Raw genomic sequence first — 19,474 nt, 5'->3', positions numbered from 1 at the left:
CGCGGTCAGCCGCCCGGCGCCCGTCAGCCCGCCAGGCGCGCCAGCGCATCGGCGGCCATGCGCTCGCGGCTCGTCATGAACGGGCCGACCGGCGCGCGCTCGGGCGCGAAGGCGCCGAGCCCTTCGGGCCGGGGCAGGTTGACATAGATCGCCTCGACGCCGCCCCGCGCATGATAGGCCTCGTGCCAGAAGCCGCAGGTCTGCGCGTCCTGAAGAAAGTCCCGCCACCAGATCGAATGCGGCGCGGCGCGGGTGAAGCGCTCCAGACTGTCCGGATCGCGCCAATATTGGCGGATGCCGACATGATTCCAGCCGAACACGAACTGCTGGTCCCACAGGAGCCCGTCCGGCCTGTCGTGGCGCAGGGCGCGAAGGCCCCGCCCGATGCGCAGAAGCGCCGGCACGCCGCGCCAGCCCTGAACCTGAAACCCCAGAAGCACGAGAACGAGATCGGGATAGGCGGAAAGATCGACGGTCCGGCGCGGCGGTCTGGCTTGCATGGCGGCCTCCCTCGGGTTTACACCGTAAACATAGGGCGGAATGTGTACGGTGTAAACATCGATGTCGACCATGGAAGAGCGGAGCCTGCGCGAGCGCCTGATCGCGGCCGCCGTCGCGGCGCTGGAAGCGGGGACGAGCGATCTCAGCCTTCGCGCCCTGGCGCGCGAGGTCGGCGTCTCCGCCATGGCGCCCTATCGCCATTTCGCCGACAAGGCGGCGCTTCTCGGCGCGGTGGCGGCGGACGGGTTCGAGCGCTTGCGCGAAGCCTTGCTGGCGGCGGACGGGCAGGCCGAGGGGCCCGACGCGCTGGTGGCGCAGGGGCTCGCCTATCTCCGTTTCGCGAGCGACCACCCCGCCCTGTTTCGCCTGATGTTTTCGGGCGCCTGCGCGCCGCCGACGCCCTCCGGCGACAACGCCTATGGCGTTCTGATGCGCCGGGTGGCGACGCTCACGAGCGACCCCGCCGCGACGCTCGCCTGCTGGGCGCTGGTGCATGGGCTGGCCACGCTGGCGCTCGACGGGCCGGCGCCGCCGGAGGGGCAGCCGAGTGCGGCGGCGGACCCGGCCGCCGCCCTGCGGCTTCTGGCCGATGGCCTCGCGAAGAGGTGAGCCGGCGCGCCACGAGTTCGGCGCAAGCCTTTCCCATTAGCCTTCCGGCAGGAGAGGGACTGTTCGTCCCCGGGGAAGCAAACATGAAGAAGCGTCTGGCGGCCCTCTGCGTCGCCCTCACGACCCTGACGGCGCCCGCGCTCGCCGCGCCCAAGGGCGAGATCGAAGCGGGCTTCCAGCGCTTTCTGGAAGCGCAGATCTGGCCGGAAGCGCGGGCCGGCGGCGTGTCGCGCCAGACCTTCGACGCCGCCTTCCGGGGCGTCGAGCCCAATCTGAAGCTGCCCGACCTCCAGCTTCCCGGCCAGAAGCCGAAGGTGGAGGAGGTGAACCGGCAGGCCGAGTTCCAGAGCCCCGCCGCCTATTTCGACGAGCGGAAGATCGCGGGCGTCGTCGCCAAGGGCCGCGCGCTGTTCCAGACCCACGCGGCGCTCCTGAAGCGCATCGAGCGCGAGACGGGCGTGCCGGGGCCGATCGTGCTCGCCGTCTGGGGCCGCGAGTCCGGCTATGGCGCGGCGAAGATTCCCTACAACGCCTTCGAGGTACTCGCCACCAAGGCCTATCTGTCGCGCCGCAAGGAGATGTTCCGCGCCGAGCTGATCGCCGCGCTGCAGATCGTGCAGGAGGGCCATTTGCGGGTTTCGGACATGAAATCCTCCTGGGCCGGAGCGCTCGGCCAGCCGCAGTTCATGCCCTCGAAATTCCGCGCGCTGGCGGTGGACGAGGACGGCGACGGCCGCCCCGACATCTGGAATTCGGTGCCCGACACGCTCGCCTCGATCGCCCATTATCTCCAGATGTCGGGCTGGCAGCGCGGCCGGACCTGGGGCTACGAGGCGCGCTTTCCCGCCGGCGTGTCCTGCACGCTCGAGGGGCCGGACCGGCCGCGCCCGATCGGCGAATTCGCCAAGGCCGGCGTCACCCGCGCCTCGGGGCGGGGCTTCCCGGACGGCGAACTCGCCCGCCCCGGCCATCTCCTGATGCCGGCGGGGCGGCTCGGGCCCGGCTTCGTCGCGACGCCGAATTTCTACGTCATCAAGGAATACAACAATTCCGACCTCTACGCCCTGTTCATCGGCCATGTGGCCGACCGGATCGCGGGCGGCGGCGCCTTCGACGGGCGCTGGCCGGGCGCCTCCGGCCTGACGCGGGGCGACGTCTCGCGCCTGCAGGAGCGCCTGCAGAAACAGGGCCACGATGTCGGCGGCACGGACGGGCTCGCCGGCTTCAAGACGCGCCGCTCGATCGGCGCGGCCGAAGAAAAGCTCGGCCTCCCCGCCACCTGCTGGCCGACCCCGGCGCTCGCCAAGCGGCTCTGACGGCGCGTCAGACGAGGCGATAGCCGATGCCGGGCTCCGTCAGGATCAGGCGGGGCGCGGCCGGGTCGTCCTCCAGCTTCTGCCGGAGCTGGCCGACATAGACCCGCAGATATTGCGTGTCGCCGGCATTGGCCGAACCCCAGACCTCGCGCAGAAGCTGCGCATGGGTGACGACCTTGCCGGCATGGCGCAGGAGCACGGCGAGCACGTCGAACTCGCGCCGGGTCAGCCGCACCTCGGCCGCGCCCTTGCGCACGACATGGGCGGCGAGATCGACCTCGACATCGCCCGATGTCAGGAGCCGTTCGTCGCTGCGCGGCCTGGCGTGGCGGAGCGCCGCCCGCAGCCGCGCCATCAGCTCGCCGACGCCGAAGGGCTTCTCGACATAATCGTCGGCCCCGAGATCGAGCGCCTGGATCTTTTCCGTTTCGCGGTCGCGCGCCGAAAGAACCACGATCGGCACGCCGGATTCCCGGCGCAGGCGGCGGATGACCTCCTTGCCGTCGAGATCGGGCAGGCCGAGGTCGAGAACCAGCGCGTCGGGCCTGACCTCGCCATGGAGCTTCAGGGCCTCCGTCGCCGTCATGGCCTGCACCACCTTGTAGCCTTCCGCCGCGAGGACGGGCTTCAGGAAGCGATGAATGGCGATCTCGTCGTCGACCACGAGGATGGTGGGAGAGGTCATGAGCCCGTGTCCGGTTCGTTCGGAAGATGGATGCGGAACGCCGCGCCACCAGGGGCGGCGGGGTCATCCGGCAGAAGCTCCACCGTGCCGCCATGCGCGTCCACGATGCCCCTCGTGATCGCAAGGCCGAGGCCGGCGCTGTCGCCGCCGTCGGCGCTGGAGGTCCGCAGCCGCGTGAACTTCTCGAACACATGGTCGCGCAGCGCCGCCGGCACGCCCGGCCCGTCGTCGCGCACGAGGATCGTCACGCCGCCCTCCTCAGCGCGGCAGGACAGGGCGATCGTGGCCTCCGGCCCGCCATGCTTGACCGCGTTGGCGACGACATTGCCGACGGCCTGGTCGAGCAGCGTGCCGTCGGCGAAGACGAGGACCGGCTCGCGCGGTACGTCCAGCGCGAAGCGCTGCGTCGCGCCGCGCCGGCGGGCCTGATCGGCGAGGCGGTTCAGCATCTCGCCGGCATCCACCCAATTGCGATTGATCTCGAGGGCGCCCGCTTCGAGGCGGGTCATGGAGAGAAGATTGCGCACCATCTGGTCGAGATGGCGGGCCTCGTCGCGCACCTGCGCCAGGAGATCGTCGCGCGCTTCGGCGTCCAGCCGCTCGCGATAGTCGATGAGCGCCGTCGCCGCGCCCAGAATCGAGGCGAGCGGCGTTCGGAAGTCGTGACTGATCGAGGCGAGGAGAATGTTGCGCACCCGCTCGGTTTCGGCGGCGGTTCGAACCGTGCGTACCTCCGTCGACAGAAGCGCGCGATGGAGCGCCGCCGCCGTCTGCTCGGCGAGCGCCGACAGGAGCGTGCGGATTTCGGCATCGAGCGGCGGCGCCTCGGGCGGGCGTTCGACGCCGAGCACGCCGACCTTGCCGCCCTCGACGCTCAAGGGAAGGAAGAACCAGCCGCTGGCCGGCAGGGTGCCGGTTCCCGCGCCCGCAGGCTCCCCGTGCTCGAAGGCCCAGCGCGCGGCGGTCCGGGCGGGCACGCCCAGGCGATCGTCGGGCGGCCAGGCGGCGGCGATCGCGAGGTCCGCCCCGTCCGGGCGCAGGATCGCGACGGCGCGCCCGGTCGCGGCGTTGATTTCGCCGGCCGCCGCGTCCGCCACCGCGCCCGCGTCGGGCAGGGCGGACAGGGTGCGGGTGAACTCGTAGAGCCGGCGCGAGGCGCGGGTGCGCCGGGCCGAAGCGCTCATCTGCTCGCGCGCCTGGCCGGCGACGGCGGACATGGTGACGGCGATGATGAGGAAGACGCCGAGCGACAGGACTTCGTGCGGCCGCGCCACGGTGAAGGTGCCGGTCGGGTCGATGAAGAAGAAATTATAAGCCGCGAAGGACAGGAAGGAGGCGGCCACCGCTGGCCAGATGCCGTAGAGCAGCGCCGGCACGAGAACGGCCAGAAGATAGAACATGGAGACATTGGGCAGCGGCACGAAGCGCACCAGAAGGGTGCCGAGCGCGGTCGCGGTCGCGACGCTGGCGAGCGCCGAGACATAGCCCGGCCAGCCGCCGAGTTCCGGCCATCGCCAGCGGCGCGCGGGCGGCGCCTCGCTTTCGGTCAGCACCAGAACCGACACGCCCTTGGCCCGGCGCACGATGGCGTCGGCCAGATTGCCTTCCGCGAAGGGCAGGCGGAGGCGCCGGCCGCGCGCCTTGCCCACCACGATCTGCGTCACGTTCTCGAACCGGGCGAAGCGCAGGAGTTCGGCGGGCAGATCGGCCGCGACGAGGCTCTGCGTTTCGGCGCCCAGACTCTTGGCGAGCTGCAGCGCCGCGTCGAGACGGCCGGCCGCCGCCTGATCGAGCACCTGGCCCGGCCGCTCGATCGTGACCGCGAACCAGGGCGCGTCGAGACGCTCGGCCAGCCGCTTGCCCTCGCGCACCAGCCGCTCGGCCTGCCGGTCCGGCCCGAGGCACACGAGAAGCCGCTCGCCCGCCGCCCAGGGGCCCTCGATCGCGCCGCCCTGCATCCGCTCCACGAGGTCCGAATCGACCTGCGCCGCGACCTGCCTCAGCGCCAGCTCGCGCAGCGCCGTGAGGTTGGAGGGCTTGAAGAAGTTCTGCGTGGCGCGGATCGCCGTGTCCTCGACATAGACCTTGCCCTCGGCGAGCCGGCGGATCAGCTCGTCGGAGGGCAGGTCCACGAGCACGATCTCGTCGGCGACCTCCAGCGTCGTGTCGGGCACGGTCTCGCGCACGCGCACGCCGGTGATGCGCTGGACGACGTCGTTGAGGCTCGTCACATGCTGGACGTTCATCGTGGTCCAGACGTCGATCCCGGCCTTCAGGCATTCGGCGACGTCCTGCCAGCGCTTCGGGTGGCGCGAGCCCTCGACATTGGAATGGGCGTATTCGTCCACGAGAAGCAGCGAGGGGCGGCGCTTGAGCGCGGCGTCGATGTCGAATTCGGCCACCAGCCGACCCTTGTAGGGAATGAACAGGCGCGGCAGCAGTTCGAGCTCGGCGAGCATCGCCTCGGTGTCGGCGCGGCCATGGGTTTCCACGATGCCGACCAGCACGTCGCGCCCGCCGGCCCGCGCAGCGCGAGCCGCCTGCAGCATGGCGTAGGTCTTGCCGACGCCAGGCGCCGCGCCGAGGAACAGGCGCAGCTTGCCGCGCCCCTCGCGCTCGGCCTGGCCGAGAAGCGCGTCGGGGGAGGCGCGGGGCGCGTCGTCCTGCATCATCATGTCCTTCCCTTCCTCGGGCCCTTTCGCAGGCCCTTTCGCGGGTGCCCGGTGTCGATCCGCATTCGGAAGGAGACCCCGAAGGTCCCCTTCCGTTTCGGTCCTTTGCAGGGTCTCCGCAAGCCCGGCCTCGGGCCGGGTGAGATCAGTTGACCGAGGCCGTGGGCGTGCCGCCTTGTGCGGGCGCGGCGCGGGGGGCGAGCCGGTCGAGCGCGAGATTGACGGCGAGGACGTTGACGCGCGGCTCGCCGAGGACGCCGAAGGTGCGCCCGGCCGTGTTGGCGTCGATCAGGCGTTGCACGTCGGGCGCTGCGACGCCGCGCGCCGCCGCGATGCGCGCGGCCTGAAGGGCGGCGAAGGCGGGCGAGACGTCGGGGTCGAGCCCCGAGCCGGAACTCGTGATCGCGTCGGCGGGAAGTTGCTTCGCGCCTGTCGCCGCGCGCAAGGCCTCCGCGTCGGTCCGCAGGCGTTCGGCGAGCTTGGCGCTGGTCGGCCCGAGATTGCTGCCCGAGGAGGAGGACGCGTCGTAGCCCGCGCCGGCGCTGGACGGGCGCGGCTGGAGATAGGCCGCGTCCTTGAAACCTTGGCCGACGAGAAGGGAGCCGACCGGCTGTCCGTCGACGCTGACGAGACTGCCGCGCGCCTCGTCTGGAAAGGCGAGCGAGGCGAGCGCGGTCATGCCGGCGGGGTAGGCGAGGCCGAGAAGGACGGTGAAGAGGCCGAGAAGCGTCGCGGCGGCGCGTAGATGCTGGAGCATGGGACGAATTCCTTGGGTGGATCAGGCGAGGCCGAGGGCGGAGACGGCGAGGTCGATGAGCTTGATGCCGACGAAGGGCACGAGAATGCCGCCGAGCCCGTAGATCGCGAGGTTGCGGCGCAGAACCGTCGCGGCATCGAGCGCGCGATAGGGCACGCCGCGCAGCGCCAGCGGGATCAGCGCGATGATGACGAGCGCGTTGAAGATCACCGCCGAGAGAATGGCGCTTTCCGGCGTCGAAAGATTCATGACGTTGAGGACGCCGAGTTCGGGGATCGCCGCGATGAACAGCGCCGGGATGATGGCGAAATATTTCGCGACGTCGTTGGCGATGGAGAAGGTGGTGAGGCTTCCGCGCGTCATCAGGAGCTGCTTGCCGATGCCGACGATCTCGATGAGCTTGGTCGGGTCGCTATCGAGATCCACCATGTTGCCGGCCTCGCGCGCGGCCTGCGTGCCCGTCTGCATGGCGACGCCGACATCGGCCTGGGCGAGCGCCGGCGCGTCGTTGGTGCCGTCGCCGCACATGGCCACCAGCCGGCCCTGGCGCTGCTCGTTGCGGATGTAGTTCAGCTTGTCCTGCGGGGTGGCTTCGGCGATGAAATCGTCGACGCCGGCTTCCGAAGCGATGGCGGCGGCCGTCACCGGATTGTCGCCGGTGACCATGACCGTGCGGATGCCCATGCGGCGCAGCTCCGCGAAGCGCTCCTTGATGTCGGGCTTCACCACGTCCTTCAGATGGATCACGCCGAGAAAGCGGCCGTTTTCGGCCAGGCCGAGCGGCGTGCCGCCCGATTTCGCGATCCGTTCCACGGCGGCGGTGAAGGCGGCGGGCTCGGCCACCTCGCGCGCCGCCGTCTCGTTGACGAAGCGGCGGATCGCGTCGACCGAACCTTTTCGAATGGTGCGATCGCCCCGGTCGACGCCCGACAGGCGCGTCGCCGCCGAGAAGGGGATGAAGAGCGTGCCGTCTGGCGCTTCGTCGGGCACGGCGACGCCGTGGCGCTCACGCGCCAGAACGAGGATCGAGCGCCCTTCCGCCGTCTCGTCCTGGAGCGAGCATTCCACCGCGATCTGCGCCATCTCGACATCGGTCACGCCCTGCACCGCGACGAATTCCGAGGCCATGCGGTTGCCGAAGGTGATCGTGCCGGTCTTGTCGAGGAGAAGCGTGTCGACATCGCCCGCCGCCTCCACCGCCTTGCCGGACATGGCGAGCACCTTGTGGCGGATCAGCCGGTCCATGCCGGCGATGCCGATGGCCGAAAGAAGCCCGCCGATCGTGGTCGGGATCAAGGTGACGAGGAGCGCGACGAGGATCGGCACGGACACGGCCGCGCCCGCATAGGCGGAAAGGCCGGTGAGCGTGACGACCGCGACGAGGAAGATCAGCGTCATGCCGACGAGAAGGATGGTGAGCGCCAGCTCGTTCGGCGTCTTCTGCCGCTCGGCGCCTTCCACAAGCGCGATCATGCGATCGAGGAAGGAGGAGCCGGGCGCGGCGGTGATGCGAACGACGAGCCAGTCCGACACGACGGTCGTGCCGCCGGTGACGGCCGAGCGGTCGCCGCCCGCCTCGCGGATCACCGGCGCGGATTCGCCCGTCACCGCCGCCTCGTTGACGGAGGCGATGCCCTCCACGATCTCGCCGTCGCCCGGCACGAGGTCGCCCGTCTCCACGAGCACGAAGTCGCCGAGCTTGAGGTCGAGCGCGGACACGGACTGGAGCGTCGAACGGTCCTTGGGCGAGTTCATGCGCTTGGCGAGCGTGTCGGTGCGCGCCTTGCGCAGACTGTCGGCCTGGGCGCGCCCGCGTCCTTCCGCGATGGCCTCGGCGAAATTGGCGAAGAGGACGGTGAACCAGAGCCAGGCCATGATCTGGGCGGTGAAGAGAAGCGGGTTTCCGGCGAGAAGGTCCCGAACGAACAGGATCGTGACCACGGCGGCCACGACTTCCGTGACGAAGATCACGGGATTGCGCAGGAGCGCGGCCGGGTTGAGCTTTTTGAAGGCGTCGACCGTGGCCCGGCCGAGGAGATCGGGCCGGAAGGTGGACGTTGCGGCTTTGGCAGCCATGGGAGCATTCCTTGAAGTCCGGGCCGGCGGCCTCGCGGACGATGGAGACGAACGAGGAGGAGGACGGCCCGGCCGAGCGGCCGGGCCGAGATCGTCAGAAGGTCTTGCCCGAGAGCATCTGCACCTGTTCGGCGATGGGGCCGAGGGCGAGCGCGGGGAAGAACTGAAGGCCGCCGAGGATCAGGATGATGCCGGCGAGGAGCCCGACGAAGAGCGGCCCGTGGGTCGGGAACGTTCCGCTCGAGGGCGCCAGCTTGGGCTTGGCGACGAGCGAGCCGGCGATCGCCATCATCGGCACGATATAGGCGAAGCGGCCGAGCAGCATGGCAAGGGCCAGCGTCGTGTTCCACCAGGGCGAGTTGGCGGACAGGCCGCCAAAGGCCGAGCCGTTGTTTCCGGCCGCCGAGGAATAGGCGTAGTAGATTTCCGACAGGCCGTGCGGCCCGCTATTGCCGAGACCCGAAAGGGCCACAGGCAGGACGGCGGCGAGCGCCGAGAAGCCCAGGATCGTCGCGGGCAGGATCAGGATGGCGAGGATCGCCATCTTCATCTCCTTGGCCTCGATCTTCTTGCCGAGATATTCCGGCGTGCGCCCGACCATGAGCCCGGCCACGAAGACCGCGACGATGGCGATCACCAGAATGCCGTAGAGGCCCGAGCCGACGCCGCCCGGTAGAACCTCGCCGAGCATGATCAGCACCATCGGCACCATGCCGCCGATCGGCGTGAAGGAGCCGTGCATCGCGTTCACCGCGCCGTCCGACAGGCCCGTGGTGACGGCGGCGAAGAGCGAGGAGGCGGCGAGGCCGAAGCGGACTTCCTTGCCCTCCATGTTGCCGCCCGCCGGATCGAGCCCGGCCGCCGCCAGAACGGGCGTGCCGGCGCTTTCCGCCCAATAGGCGATGCCGATGCCCGTGACGAGGAGAAGGCCCATCACCGACAGGATCGCGACCGCCTGCCTGCGATCGCCGACGAGGCGGCCGAAGGCGAAGACGAGCGCCACCGAGACCACCAGCATCTGCCAGATGGTGAGCGCGTTGGAGAGGGGCGAGGGGTTCTCGTAGGGATGCGCGGCATTGGCGTTGTAGAAGCCGCCGCCATTGGTGCCGAGCTGCTTGATGGCGATCTGCGAGGCGACGGGCCCGAGCGCCAGCGTCTGGGTCTCGCCTTCCAGCGTGCGGACGGTGGCGGAAGGCTCGAAGGTCTGCGGCGTGCCCATGGCGACCTGCGCCAGACCCGTGAGGATCGCGAGCGGCAGAAGCACGTAGAGCGTGGCGCGCGTCATGTCGGCGAAGAAATGGCCGACCGTTCCCGACCCGGAGCGCGCGAAGCCGCGCACCAGCGCGGCCGCCAGCGCGAGGCCGGTGGCCGCCGACAGGAAGTTCTGCACGGTGAGGCCCGCCATCTGCGAGAAATGGCTCATGGTGGTCTCGCCGCCATAGCTCTGCCAGTTCGTGTTGGTCACGAAGGAGACGGCGGTGTTGAAGGCGAGATCGGGCGACAGGCCGGCAAAGCCCTGCGGGTTGACGGGCAGGACGCCCTGGAACCGCAGCAGGAGATAGAGAAGCGCGAAGCCCGCCGCGTTGAAGGCGAGCATGGCGAGCGTGTAGCCGAGCCAGCTCTGTTCCCTGGCTGGATCGACGCCGGCCAGACGGTAGAGGCCGCGCTCGAGCGGGCCGAGAACGGGGGACAGGAACGTTCGCTCGCCGGCGAAGACCCGGCCCATGAAATGGCCGAGCGGGATCGCGCAGAGGAGAACGGCGAGGAGGATGGCGAGGATTTGCAGCCAGCCGACGACGGTCATGGCAGGAGGCCTTTCGGGGACGGGTCAGAACCGCTCGGGACGCACGAGGGCGAACACGAGATAGGCGGCAAGGGCGAGCGCCACGGCGCCGCCGAGGACGAGATCGAACATCGTCAGGCCTGGCCCGCCCAGCGCGCATAGGCGCCCATCGCGGCGAAGAACCCCAGCCCCGTGGCCAGGTACAGAAGATCGAACATGCGAACCCTCCTTTCGGGATCGCCTGTCAATTGGACCCGATCGGCATAAAGGGGCCATACGAATTTTCGGGCGGCCGGCCGAGCGAAGCGCGTGTTTACGCGAGACGGCGGGGGCCGGCGGGCCTGCCGCAGGCCCGAAAGGCCCGCACGAAAAAGGCCTCCGGATCGCTCCGGAGGCCGTCTGTTCGCTGCTCTCGCGATGGTCAGGCGATCTTGCCGCCGCCCTGCTTGGTGATCGCCACCACCGAGGGCCGCGTTGGCATGTCCGGTTGGAAGTCGGGCCAGCGGGTCGAAAGGTCCTCGTAATAGGACAGGCGGCCGAAGCCCTTCCAGTCCTCGCCGCCGTCGCCCGGATGCTGAACGGCGACGAAGGCTGTCTGCATGTCGTCGAGGATCAGCGGCCCGCACATTTCCGCGCCCACCGGCACGCGGAAGAAGAGCTTCGAGGTGCCGCGCGCCTCGCCTTCCGTGTCCACCGCCCAGAGCCCGTCCGTGCGGCCGGTGCCCTTGGGCGAATTGCCGTCGGTGGAGACCCAGAGCCGGCCGTCCGTATCCACGGCGCAATTGTCGGGCATGCCGAACCAGCCGTTCTTGGTGGTCTCGGTGGAGAAGGTCGCGCCGACCTCCGCGACGCTCGGATCGCCGCATTTCAGGAGCACTTCCCAGCGGCCCTTGGTGGCCGCGAAGTCGCCGCCCTCTTCGGCGATCTCGATAATGTGGCCGAAGGCGTTCTTGGCGCGCGGGTTGGCCGCGTCCACCTGATCGTCCTTGCGGCGCGTGTTGTTGGTCAGCATGACATAGACGCGCCCGTTCGTGCCGTTGGGCTGCACGTCTTCCGGCCGGTCCATCGGCGTCGCGCCGAGAAGATCGGCCGCGCGGCGGGTTTCGATCAGGATGTCGGCCTGGGACTCGAAGCCGTTCTCGGCGGTGAGCTTGCCCTCTCCGTGAACCAGCGGCAGCCATTCCATCGTGCCGTCCTCGGCGAAGCGGGCGACGTAAAGCGTGCCCTCGTCGAGAAGGTCGCGGTTCGCGGCCCGGTCGCTCGCGTCGAAGCGGCCTGATGTCACGAACTTGTAGACATAGTCGAAGCGCTCGTCGTCGCCGAGATAGAAGACGACGCGGCCGTCCCTGGAGACGATGGACTCGGCGCCTTCATGCTTGAAGCGGCCGAGCGCGGTGCGCTTCTTCGGGATCGAGTTCGGGTCCATCACGTCGACCTCGACCACCCAGCCGAAGCGGTTCGGCTCGTTGGGCTCCTTGCTCACGTCGAAGCGGTCGTGGAACCGGCCCCATTGATAGGTGCCCTCGGGAATGCCCATGCGCTTGTAGTTGGCCGCTTCCTTGTGGCCCTCGGGCAGCTTGCCGGTGAAGTAGCCGTGGATGTTCTCCTCGGCCATGATGTAGGTGCCCCAGGGCGTGACGCCGCCGGCGCAATTGTTGATCGTGCCGAAGACCTTTCGGCCGCTCGGGTCGGCGGCGGTCTGGAGACGGGCGCTGCCGGCGGCGGGGCCGGTCAGTTCCATCTCGGTCCCGGCCGTGATGCGGCGGTTCAAGGCGCCCTCGCGCACGACCTGCCACTTGCCGTCCACCTTGCGGATTTCCACCACGGTGCCGCCATGGGCCGCCATCTCGATATCGACGCGGGTCTTGTCGGCATCCTTGACGACGAGAACCGGAACCTTCTTGTCCGGGTTCTTCTCGTCCGCCTTCTCGCTCACCGTGACGATGCCCGGGAACATGAGATGGTCGTTGGTGTATTCGTGGTTCACCACGAGGAGCCCGTGCTCGTTCGAGCCGTCCAGCGGGATGAAGCCGACATAATCGTTGTTGTAGCCGAACTGGCGGGCCTGCGCCTCCGGCGTCTGGTTGCGCGGGTCGAAGGCCGGCGAATCCGCAAAGAGCGGGTCGCCCCAGCGCAGGAGAACGTCCGCGTCGTAGCCGGAGGCGACGTGATGCGTCTCGTCGACGCCCGCCTCGACCTCGGTAAAGCTGAAGCGCGAGCCCTTCGTCTCGGCCTTGGCCTCGTCGGCGGTCAGAAGCGCGACCGGACCGAGCGTCGCGGCGATCGCGGTCGAGGCCAGCGCGCCGCGCAGGATGTCGCGACGCGAGAAGCGCGCGGCGACGATCTCGCCCATCGTGCGGTTGTTCGTCGGATTCAGGCCCTCGCCATCGGCATCCTCGAGCCGGCTGGTGGGGAAGACGGCGTGGCGCGGGGCGGTCTGTTCGGTCATGTCTATCCTCGGAACTTCTGGAACCGTTCCAAGGTGCCCTAGAAAGCCAAGATCACAGCGCCATGACACAAGCGCCCCGCCGCCCGCGCGTTTTCCGGCGCTGCCGCGTCAATTCACCCTATCGTGATCCGGCGTGACCGGTTCGTGAGGGGTCTTTGGCTGGCAAGCGATTGCCGGCGCCCCAGCGAAGGGCGCCGGCGACCTGCGCCGCCTACCAGAGAAGCTCGACCTGCGGCCGGCCGTCCGAGGTCTTCTCCGTCGTGCGGCCCGTGGCATCCACCCGGCAGGACACGCGCTGCCGAAGGGAAGAGAAGCTCTCGAAGCGCACGACGTCGACCGGCTCGTCGAAATGCAAAACGAGGCGATAGCGCCCGCTGTCCGTGCCCAGCGCCTCGACGCCGAGCACCGAGGCTTCGAAGGGCTGGCCGAGATAGAAGCCTTTGACGCGCGCGCCCAAGCGATAGGGGTCGAAGGCGCCGCGATTGCCGATATGGGCGTGCAGCGTGTTCCAGTCGCGAAAGCCGTGCTGCGCGGCGACGAGTTCGAGCGATCTCGAATGGGAAACGGGCTGGCCTTCGCGCTCCAGCGCGGCGCGCAGGCGCTTGGCCTGATCCTTCAGGCCGTCGAGGGCGGGCAGGGGGGAGTGTCGGGTCATGAGGGTCTCCGCTCGGCGCATGTCGAAACTGCGAGGGGAGTCCGCATTGCCGCCCGCGACATGCCACAAGGGATGACCGTTGGACGTCGGTTCGATCGAAGAGCTTCACCAGGGGCCGTGAGGCCTGCGGACGGCCGGGGCTCTCCAGCCCGTGCCCGCCTTCATAACGCAAAAGGCGGCGGTCCGTCAAAGACCGCCGCCTTGATCATCGCTCGGACGGTTCGGCTTATTTCGAGCCGAGGCAGAGAACCGGGTAGATCGAGTCCTGCACCTTGGCGGTCGCGTCCGGCACGCTTTCCAGGGGTGCCTTGGCGTCGGCCGTCTCGAAGGCGACATCGTGCTCTTCGAGGAAGCGGGTCGCGGCGTCCGGCCGGATGGCGAAGTTGATCGACTGCGGGATGTCGCCCGTCAGATCGGCGACGGCGACGGCATTCAGCTTCGCGGTGACGACGCCGACCACGCGCCCGGCGAGATCGACCAGCGGGCCGCCGGAATTGCCGGGCTGCACCGGCGCCGAGATCTGCAGGTAGTTGGCGTCGTTCATCAGGCCCATGAGCGAGGAGATGTTGCCGCGCGTCACGTTGAGGCTGTCGGCGAGGATCGAGCGCAGCGGGAAGCCGAGCGCCAGAATGTCCTCGCCGAGGCGCGGCTTGTTGGCGACGATCGGCAGCGGCTGGCCGACGGCGGCGTCGACCTTCACCAGCGCCAGATCGTGATCCTCGTCCACCACCACTTTCGAGGCGGCGCCGAGATCGCCGACCAGAACCGTCTTGCAGCTCTTGGCGACATGGGCGTTGGTCAGGAGCCAGCCGTCCTTGGAGACGACGAAGCCGGTGCCCGAGGAATCGAAGCCGGGCGCGGCGAGCGCCGGCCCCTGCGGCTGGGGCGCGGGCTGCTCGCGCTCGCCGAAAGCGACGCCCTCGGCGCGGCCCGAGCGGAAGAGCTTGGCGACCGGGCCGATATCGTCGGCGCGCGGCTCGCCCGAGAACGGGTCGAACGTGTTGGCGGCGACCACCGTGTAGGGCTTCAGCTCGGCCTCGTGCGCCTTGTTCCAAGCTACGGAAAAGCCGCGCAGATCGCCGTCGCGATTGCTGAAGCGGATCAGGAAGGACCGACCGTCCTCCTGGCCGCGGATCGTGAAGACGTCGCCCGAGATCGTGGAGGACGACACTTTCTTGTTCTCGCCATTGGCGGAGAGGACGCTGAACACGCCTTCCAGCGAGTAGCCCTCGTCATGGAAGCGCACGGTCTCAATCTCGACGCCGCTGTCGGCCGAGCGCCAGATCGAGCCGACCTCGGTTTCGCCGGCGGGCGAGACCAGCGCGGCCGGCAAGCCGACGCGCACGCCCGTCCGGTCGTCCCGCACCAGGCGGAAGCCGAGCCCGTCGCGCACCTTGTCGCTGTCGGCGATGACCTTCTTCAGGAACGTGTCGGTCATCACGCCATCGGCGGCAAAACCGTTGCGAGCCTGGAAGTCGCGGATGGCGCGCAGGGTCTGCGGGCCGACGCGACCGTCGAACGTGCCGTCGTAATCGCCGGTCCAGGCAAGACGCGTCTGGAGGCCGATGCGGAAGGCCTGGTCGGTGTTGTCGTTATAGGCGGAGGCGAGATCGGTGCTGGCGAATGCGGGGGATACGGCGGCCGGCAGCGCCACCGGCGAGGCGCAGATCACCAAACTTGCCAGAACTGCTTTCAACATGCTGCGCATGGTTGAGCCCCCGTCTTTCCAGTCCTGTGGAAAACGCGGCGAAGCCGTTTTCGATCCCGCCACGTTAGCATATTGTCAAGAATTGGCTGTCGGGTTTTTGGGTAAAGTGGACGATTCTTTGCGATCTTCCCGACAATTCGAGCGATCGCGCCGCCATCTTTCCCGCCCTTGTCTCAGCCCTTCGAAAAGCCCCCCGGCTCGGTCGTTTCCAGCTCCAGCCCGCTGATCCGCTCGCCCCGCCGCACCAGCTTTTCGGTCGAGACCAGGATCTGGTCGATGTCCCGTCCGGTCTGGGCAAAATGGGTCTTGAGCGCGGCGACGCGGGCGTCGAGCCGTTGCAGATCATCGGCCAGAAGGGTGACTTCCTTCTGAATGCGCCCCGCTTCCTGGCGCAGTCTCTGGTCCTTCAGAAGCGCCTTCACCACCTCGATCGAGAGCATGAGAAGCGAGGGCGAGACGATCACCACGCGGGCGCGATGGGCGCGCCGGATGATGTCCTCGAAATGCTCGTTGATCTCGGCGAAGACGGATTCGGAAGGCACGAACAGAAAGGCCGTGTCCTGCGTCTCGCCGGGCAGGAGATACTTCTCCGAGATGGCGCGGATATGCACGTCCATGTCGCGCCGCAGGCGCTGGGCCGCCGCGTCGCGCAGCTCGTCGCTTTCCGCTTCGCGAAAGGCGTTCCAGGATTCCAGCGGAAACTTGGCATCGATCACCAGCGCCGGCGCGCCGTTGGGCATGGGGATCACGCAGTCGGGCCGCTTGCCGTTGGAGAGCGTCGCCTGAAAGGAATAGCTGCCGCGCGGCAGCGAATCCATGACGATCGCCTCCATGCGCGCCTGCCCGAAGGCGCCGCGCGCCTGCTTGTTGGCGAGAATGTCCTGCAGCCGCACGACCTCGCCGGCGAGCCCCCGGATCTCGCCCTGCGCCCGGTCGATCACCGCGAGGCGCTCGGCAAGGCGCGACAGGGTTTCGCCGGTCTGCGCCTGCGCCTCCGCAAGGCCCCGGCCGACCCGGTGCCCCATCCCGTCCAGCCGCTCGGCCACCGTATGGGCGAGCTCGGCCTGCCGCGCGCCGAGCATCTCGCCCATGGAATGAAGCCGGCCCGCCAGCTCCGCCTGCGCGCGCAGGATCGCGTCCGCCCCCTCCGCCTCGAAACTCTCGCCCGAGCGCAGGCGGCGGACGAGACGCCACAGAACGAGAAGCGCGCCGAGCGCCAGCAAGGCTTCGCCAAGGCTCACCGGCCGCTGGCCGAGCGCGAAAAGAGGACTGTCGAGAAGCGCGGCGAGCGAGGCGAAACTCATGAGCGCGAGCCTATCCGATTCGCGTCGGCGCGAACAGATCAAAAGGAGAACATCGCCGGCTCTGTTGACCGTTCACGCGCCTGCGTTTACCTGACGCGCATGACCGTCAAGCCCCTCGTCATCCTGCCCGATCCGATCCTGCGCCGCGTGTCCGAACCGGTCGCGCGCGTCGACGACGCGCTGCGCCGCTTCGCCGACGACATGCTGGAAACCATGTATGACGCGCCGGGCATCGGCCTTGCCGCCATTCAGGTGGGCGAGCCCCTGCGCATGCTGGTGATCGACCTCGCCAAGGAAGACGAGGAGAAGCAGCCGCAGGTCTTCGTGAACCCGGACATCCTCGCCTCCTCGGACGAGCGTTCGGTCTACGAGGAAGGCTGCCTGTCGATCCCCGACTATTACGCCGAGGTCGAGCGGCCGGCGACGATCCGCCTGCGCTTTCAGGACCTGACGGGCGAGACGCGCGAGATCGAGGCGGACGGGCTGCTCGCCACCTGCCTGCAGCACGAGATGGACCACCTCAACGGCGTCCTCTTCATCGACCATATTTCCAAGCTCAAGCGCGACATGGTGATCCGCAAGTTCACCAAGGCGGCCAAGAAGACGCTCTGACGCGCCGCCCGCCTTTCGCGCCTCACCCCGAAAGGGCGAGATCATGACGCTGCGCGTCGCCTTCATGGGCACACCCGCCTTTTCCGTTCCCACGCTCCGCGCGCTGGCCGATGCCGGTCACGAGATCGCGGCGGTTTATTCCCAGCCGCCCCGCCCGGCCGGGCGCCGGGGCCTCGCGCCGACGCCCTCGCCGGTCGCGCTGGAGGCCGAGCGTCTGGGGATCGAGGTCCGCACGCCGGTTTCGCTGAAGGGCGCGGAGGAGCAGGCCGCCTTCGCCGCTCTCGGCGTCGATGTCGCTGTCGTCGTCGCCTATGGGCTCCTCCTGCCGCAAGCGGTTCTCGACGCGCCGCGCCTCGGCGCGCTGAACGGTCACGGCTCGCTTCTGCCGCGCTGGCGCGGCGCGGCGCCCATCCAGCGCGCCATCGAGGCGGGCGATGCCGAAACGGGCATGATGGTGATGCGCATGGAAGCCGGGCTCGACACCGGCCCGGTCGGGCTCACCGACACGCTCGCCATCGGCGTGGCGGAAACGGCGGGCGAGCTGCACGACCGTCTGTCGGTCTCCTGCGCCGGCCTGATGGCGCGCGCGCTTGGTGAACTCGAGGCCGGCACGCTCCGCTTCGAGCCGCAGGAGGCGATCGCCGCGCGCACGGGGCGCGAGGTGCTTTATGCCCGCAAGATCGAGAAAGGCGAGGCCGAGATCGACTGGACGCGTCCGGCGGCCGAGATCGCGCGCCGCATCAACGCCTTCTCGCCCTTTCCCGGCGCCTGGACGCTCCTGTCGGGCGAGCGGCTGAAACTCCTGCGCGCGCAAGCTTCGGACGGCGCGGGCGAGCCCGGCGCGGCGCTGGACGATCGCCTCTTGATCGCGGCCGGCGAGGGGGCGGTGCGCCTTCTCGACGTGCAGCGCGCGGGCGGCAAGGCCGGCCCGGCCGAGGTCTTCCTGCGCGGCACCGCCGTTCCCGCCGGCACGCGGCTCGGATAGATCATGCCCCGCTACAAGCTGACCATCGAATATGACGGCACCGCCTATTGCGGCTGGCAGCGCCAGAAGAACGGCCTGTCGGTGCAGGAAACGGTCGAGATCGCGCTGAAGGCCTTCTGCAGCGAGGACGTGACCCTGTTCGGCGCGGGGCGCACGGATGCCGGCGTCCATGCCACGGGGCAGGTCGCCCATGTCGACATTCCCAAGCTCTGGCGCACCGACACGGTGCGCGATGCGCTGAACGCGCGGCTGCGCGAGGAAGGCGGCGTCGCGGTGCTGTCGGCCGACCTGGTGCCGGACACGTTCGACGCGCGCTTTTCGGCCCGCAAGCGTCATTATCTCTACCGCATCCTCAACCGCCGCCCGCCGCCGAGCATCCTCAAAGGGCAGGTCTGGTGGTGCTGGAAGGCGCTGGACGTCGAGGCGATGGACCGCGCGGCCAAGCGGCTGCTCGGCACGCACGACTTCAACACGTTCCGCTCGGTGAACTGCCAGGCCAAAAGCCCGGTGCGCACGCTGGAGCGGCTGGACGTGGTGCGCGGCCCCGGCGACGAGGTGCATATACACGCCTCCGCGCAGTCCTTCCTGCACAACCAGATCCGCTCCTTCGCGGGCTCCCTGAAGCTCGTCGGCGAGCATCGCTGGAGCGAGGCGGATCTGGTGGCCGCGCTGGAGTCGCGCGACCGCAAGCGCTGCGGCCCGGTCGCGCCGCCGGACGGGCTCTATCTCACCCGCGTCGACTATGCCGCTCCGGGCGATCCGCCGCTTCGCTCAGGCTATGGGCACGCCGAGGAGGTCGGTGACGGCGGCGTAGGAGAGGAGTGAGACGAAGACCATCATCGTGACGATGGCGACCGACAGGGGAATGTCGCTCGCGGTGGCGTTGGCCACGAGCCGCACGGTGAGCGCGATCGAGGCGATGGCGACGAACAGGCCGATCAGCGCGGTCACATCGCTCGGCCCCGCCACGAGAAGCAGAAGGAAGAAGGGCGAGAAGACCCAGGCGAGCAGCGCCCCGCCCCAGTTCGTCGCCACCACGAAAGGCACCATCTTGCGCGAGAAGCGCAGCGGGCGCGCGAACGAGGCGAGAATCAGCATCGGCAGGAGCCAGGCCGTGAGGTCCGCCAGCGCGTGCGCGCCATAGACCGCAAACCGGCTGACATGCGGCGCGAAGGGCGCGCGCTCCACGGTCTCGTATTCCAGCCAGGCGAGAACGGTCGGCGGCAGGGCCACCACCAGCGCCGCGAAGGAGCGCCAGAAGCCGTCGGCCGTGCAGTCGAGCAAGGCCAGCCCGTCGCGCCGGCCCGCCATGAGGCGCGCCGCCCCCGTGAAGTAGCGCGCGATCTCGGCCAGACTCGGCAT

The 19,474-nt window shown here is 69.3% G+C and carries 17 protein-coding genes; 5 read left to right on the top strand and 12 right to left on the bottom strand.

All coding sequences use genetic code 11. From position 1 onward, the window contains the following. Window positions 1–23 precede the first annotated feature (23 nt). Window positions 24–500 (bottom strand): monooxygenase family protein, encoded by a 477-nt coding sequence (locus B146_RS0108885; RefSeq protein WP_019996083.1) that lies wholly within the window; start codon window positions 498–500, stop codon window positions 24–26. Window positions 501–570: 70 nt separating this feature from the next. On the opposite strand from B146_RS0108885, the gene B146_RS0108880 reads away from it, so the two are divergent. Next, window positions 571–1,110 (top strand): TetR/AcrR family transcriptional regulator, encoded by a 540-nt coding sequence (locus B146_RS0108880; RefSeq protein WP_244498175.1) that lies wholly within the window; start codon window positions 571–573, stop codon window positions 1,108–1,110. 83 nt (window positions 1,111–1,193) lie between these two features. Continuing rightward, window positions 1,194–2,426: a lytic murein transglycosylase gene (locus B146_RS0108875; RefSeq protein WP_019996081.1), complete on the top strand. Its 1,233-nt coding sequence runs from the start codon at window positions 1,194–1,196 to the stop codon at window positions 2,424–2,426. Window positions 2,427–2,433: 7 nt separating this feature from the next. On the opposite strand, the gene B146_RS0108870 is transcribed toward B146_RS0108875, so the two are convergent. The 10 genes from B146_RS0108870 to B146_RS0108825 form a co-directional block, all read right to left on the bottom strand. Beyond that, window positions 2,434–3,111: a response regulator gene (locus tag B146_RS0108870; protein ID WP_019996080.1), complete on the bottom strand. Its 678-nt coding sequence runs from the start codon at window positions 3,109–3,111 to the stop codon at window positions 2,434–2,436. Further along, window positions 3,108–5,783, bottom strand: coding sequence for a DUF4118 domain-containing protein (locus B146_RS0108865; protein WP_026358464.1), 2,676 nt, complete (start codon window positions 5,781–5,783; stop codon window positions 3,108–3,110). The genes B146_RS0108870 and B146_RS0108865 overlap by 4 nt, the downstream gene beginning before the upstream one ends. 145 nt (window positions 5,784–5,928) lie before the next feature. Next, the gene (gene kdpC / locus B146_RS0108860) at window positions 5,929–6,540 is read right to left on the bottom strand and encodes a potassium-transporting ATPase subunit KdpC (protein ID WP_019996078.1); all 612 of its coding nucleotides are present in this window, start codon (window positions 6,538–6,540) and stop codon (window positions 5,929–5,931) included. A 21-nt stretch (window positions 6,541–6,561) separates the two neighbouring features. Then, window positions 6,562–8,616 carry a potassium-transporting ATPase subunit KdpB gene (kdpB, locus tag B146_RS0108855; protein ID WP_019996077.1) on the bottom strand — a complete coding sequence of 685 codons (2,055 nt, stop codon included), beginning with the start codon at window positions 8,614–8,616 and terminating at the stop codon, window positions 6,562–6,564. 94 nt (window positions 8,617–8,710) lie between these two features. Beyond that, window positions 8,711–10,420, bottom strand: coding sequence for a potassium-transporting ATPase subunit KdpA (gene kdpA / locus B146_RS0108850; RefSeq protein ID WP_019996076.1), 1,710 nt, complete (start codon window positions 10,418–10,420; stop codon window positions 8,711–8,713). A gap of 24 nt (window positions 10,421–10,444) precedes the next feature. Beyond that, entirely contained in the window at window positions 10,445–10,531 is an 87-nt protein-coding gene (kdpF, locus tag B146_RS30255; protein WP_060577659.1) for a K(+)-transporting ATPase subunit F, read from the bottom strand. A gap of 289 nt (window positions 10,532–10,820) precedes the next feature. Beyond that, complete coding sequence (locus B146_RS0108840; protein ID WP_019996075.1) at window positions 10,821–12,848, bottom strand: PhoX family protein; 2,028 nt, start codon at window positions 12,846–12,848, stop codon at window positions 10,821–10,823. A 211-nt stretch (window positions 12,849–13,059) separates the two neighbouring features. Beyond that, the gene (locus B146_RS0108835) at window positions 13,060–13,503 is read right to left on the bottom strand and encodes a glyoxalase superfamily protein (protein ID WP_019996074.1); all 444 of its coding nucleotides are present in this window, start codon (window positions 13,501–13,503) and stop codon (window positions 13,060–13,062) included. 226 nt (window positions 13,504–13,729) lie between these two features. Next, the gene (locus B146_RS0108830) at window positions 13,730–15,211 is read right to left on the bottom strand and encodes a serine protease (RefSeq protein WP_244498176.1); all 1,482 of its coding nucleotides are present in this window, start codon (window positions 15,209–15,211) and stop codon (window positions 13,730–13,732) included. A 173-nt stretch (window positions 15,212–15,384) separates the two neighbouring features. Further along, window positions 15,385–16,515, bottom strand: coding sequence for a DNA recombination protein RmuC (locus tag B146_RS0108825; RefSeq protein ID WP_019996072.1), 1,131 nt, complete (start codon window positions 16,513–16,515; stop codon window positions 15,385–15,387). Between the two features lie 99 nt (window positions 16,516–16,614). Between B146_RS0108825 and def the strand changes: the two genes are divergently transcribed. From def to truA, 3 genes are read left to right on the top strand one after another with little or no spacing between them, the layout of a single operon-like run. Beyond that, window positions 16,615–17,127, top strand: a complete 513-nt coding sequence (def, locus tag B146_RS0108820) for a peptide deformylase (RefSeq protein WP_019996071.1) — start codon at window positions 16,615–16,617, stop codon at window positions 17,125–17,127. A 43-nt stretch (window positions 17,128–17,170) separates the two neighbouring features. Beyond that, complete coding sequence (fmt, locus tag B146_RS0108815) at window positions 17,171–18,112, top strand: methionyl-tRNA formyltransferase (protein WP_019996070.1); 942 nt, start codon at window positions 17,171–17,173, stop codon at window positions 18,110–18,112. 3 nt (window positions 18,113–18,115) lie between these two features. Further along, entirely contained in the window at window positions 18,116–18,937 is an 822-nt protein-coding gene (gene truA, locus B146_RS0108810; RefSeq protein WP_019996069.1) for a tRNA pseudouridine(38-40) synthase TruA, read from the top strand. On the opposite strand, the gene B146_RS25530 is transcribed toward truA, so the two are convergent. Next, window positions 18,884–19,474 carry a hypothetical protein gene (locus B146_RS25530; RefSeq protein WP_019996068.1) on the bottom strand — a complete coding sequence of 197 codons (591 nt, stop codon included), beginning with the start codon at window positions 19,472–19,474 and terminating at the stop codon, window positions 18,884–18,886. The genes truA and B146_RS25530 overlap by 54 nt on opposite strands.

The organism is Aureimonas ureilytica DSM 18598 = NBRC 106430 (assembly GCF_000382705.1).
In the GTDB taxonomy this organism is placed as follows: domain Bacteria; phylum Pseudomonadota; class Alphaproteobacteria; order Rhizobiales; family Rhizobiaceae; genus Aureimonas; species Aureimonas ureilytica.
The sequence above is the reverse complement of the archived record's forward strand: the minus strand, read 5'-3'. Positions and strand labels throughout refer to the sequence as shown.

What these genes read in the sequence shown, in the direction of transcription:
- B146_RS0108885 (WP_019996083.1), bottom strand. Translation starts at nt 500, where the DNA reads ATGCAAGCCAGACCGCCGCGCCGGACCGTCGATCTTTCCGCCTATCCC.
- B146_RS0108880 (WP_244498175.1), top strand. Translation starts at nt 571, where the DNA reads ATGGAAGAGCGGAGCCTGCGCGAGCGCCTGATCGCGGCCGCCGTCGCG.
- B146_RS0108875 (WP_019996081.1), top strand. Translation starts at nt 1,194, where the DNA reads ATGAAGAAGCGTCTGGCGGCCCTCTGCGTCGCCCTCACGACCCTGACG.
- B146_RS0108870 (WP_019996080.1), bottom strand. Translation starts at nt 3,111, where the DNA reads ATGACCTCTCCCACCATCCTCGTGGTCGACGACGAGATCGCCATTCAT.
- B146_RS0108865 (WP_026358464.1), bottom strand. Translation starts at nt 5,783, where the DNA reads ATGATGCAGGACGACGCGCCCCGCGCCTCCCCCGACGCGCTTCTCGGC.
- kdpC (WP_019996078.1), bottom strand. Translation starts at nt 6,540, where the DNA reads ATGCTCCAGCATCTACGCGCCGCCGCGACGCTTCTCGGCCTCTTCACC.
- kdpB (WP_019996077.1), bottom strand. Translation starts at nt 8,616, where the DNA reads ATGGCTGCCAAAGCCGCAACGTCCACCTTCCGGCCCGATCTCCTCGGC.
- kdpA (WP_019996076.1), bottom strand. Translation starts at nt 10,420, where the DNA reads ATGACCGTCGTCGGCTGGCTGCAAATCCTCGCCATCCTCCTCGCCGTT.
- kdpF (WP_060577659.1), bottom strand. Translation starts at nt 10,531, where the DNA reads ATGTTCGATCTCGTCCTCGGCGGCGCCGTGGCGCTCGCCCTTGCCGCC.
- B146_RS0108840 (WP_019996075.1), bottom strand. Translation starts at nt 12,848, where the DNA reads ATGACCGAACAGACCGCCCCGCGCCACGCCGTCTTCCCCACCAGCCGG.
- B146_RS0108835 (WP_019996074.1), bottom strand. Translation starts at nt 13,503, where the DNA reads ATGACCCGACACTCCCCCCTGCCCGCCCTCGACGGCCTGAAGGATCAG.
- B146_RS0108830 (WP_244498176.1), bottom strand. Translation starts at nt 15,211, where the DNA reads ATGCGCAGCATGTTGAAAGCAGTTCTGGCAAGTTTGGTGATCTGCGCC.
- B146_RS0108825 (WP_019996072.1), bottom strand. Translation starts at nt 16,515, where the DNA reads ATGAGTTTCGCCTCGCTCGCCGCGCTTCTCGACAGTCCTCTTTTCGCG.
- def (WP_019996071.1), top strand. Translation starts at nt 16,615, where the DNA reads ATGACCGTCAAGCCCCTCGTCATCCTGCCCGATCCGATCCTGCGCCGC.
- fmt (WP_019996070.1), top strand. Translation starts at nt 17,171, where the DNA reads ATGACGCTGCGCGTCGCCTTCATGGGCACACCCGCCTTTTCCGTTCCC.
- truA (WP_019996069.1), top strand. Translation starts at nt 18,116, where the DNA reads ATGCCCCGCTACAAGCTGACCATCGAATATGACGGCACCGCCTATTGC.
- B146_RS25530 (WP_019996068.1), bottom strand. Translation starts at nt 19,474, where the DNA reads ATGCCGAGTCTGGCCGAGATCGCGCGCTACTTCACGGGGGCGGCGCGC.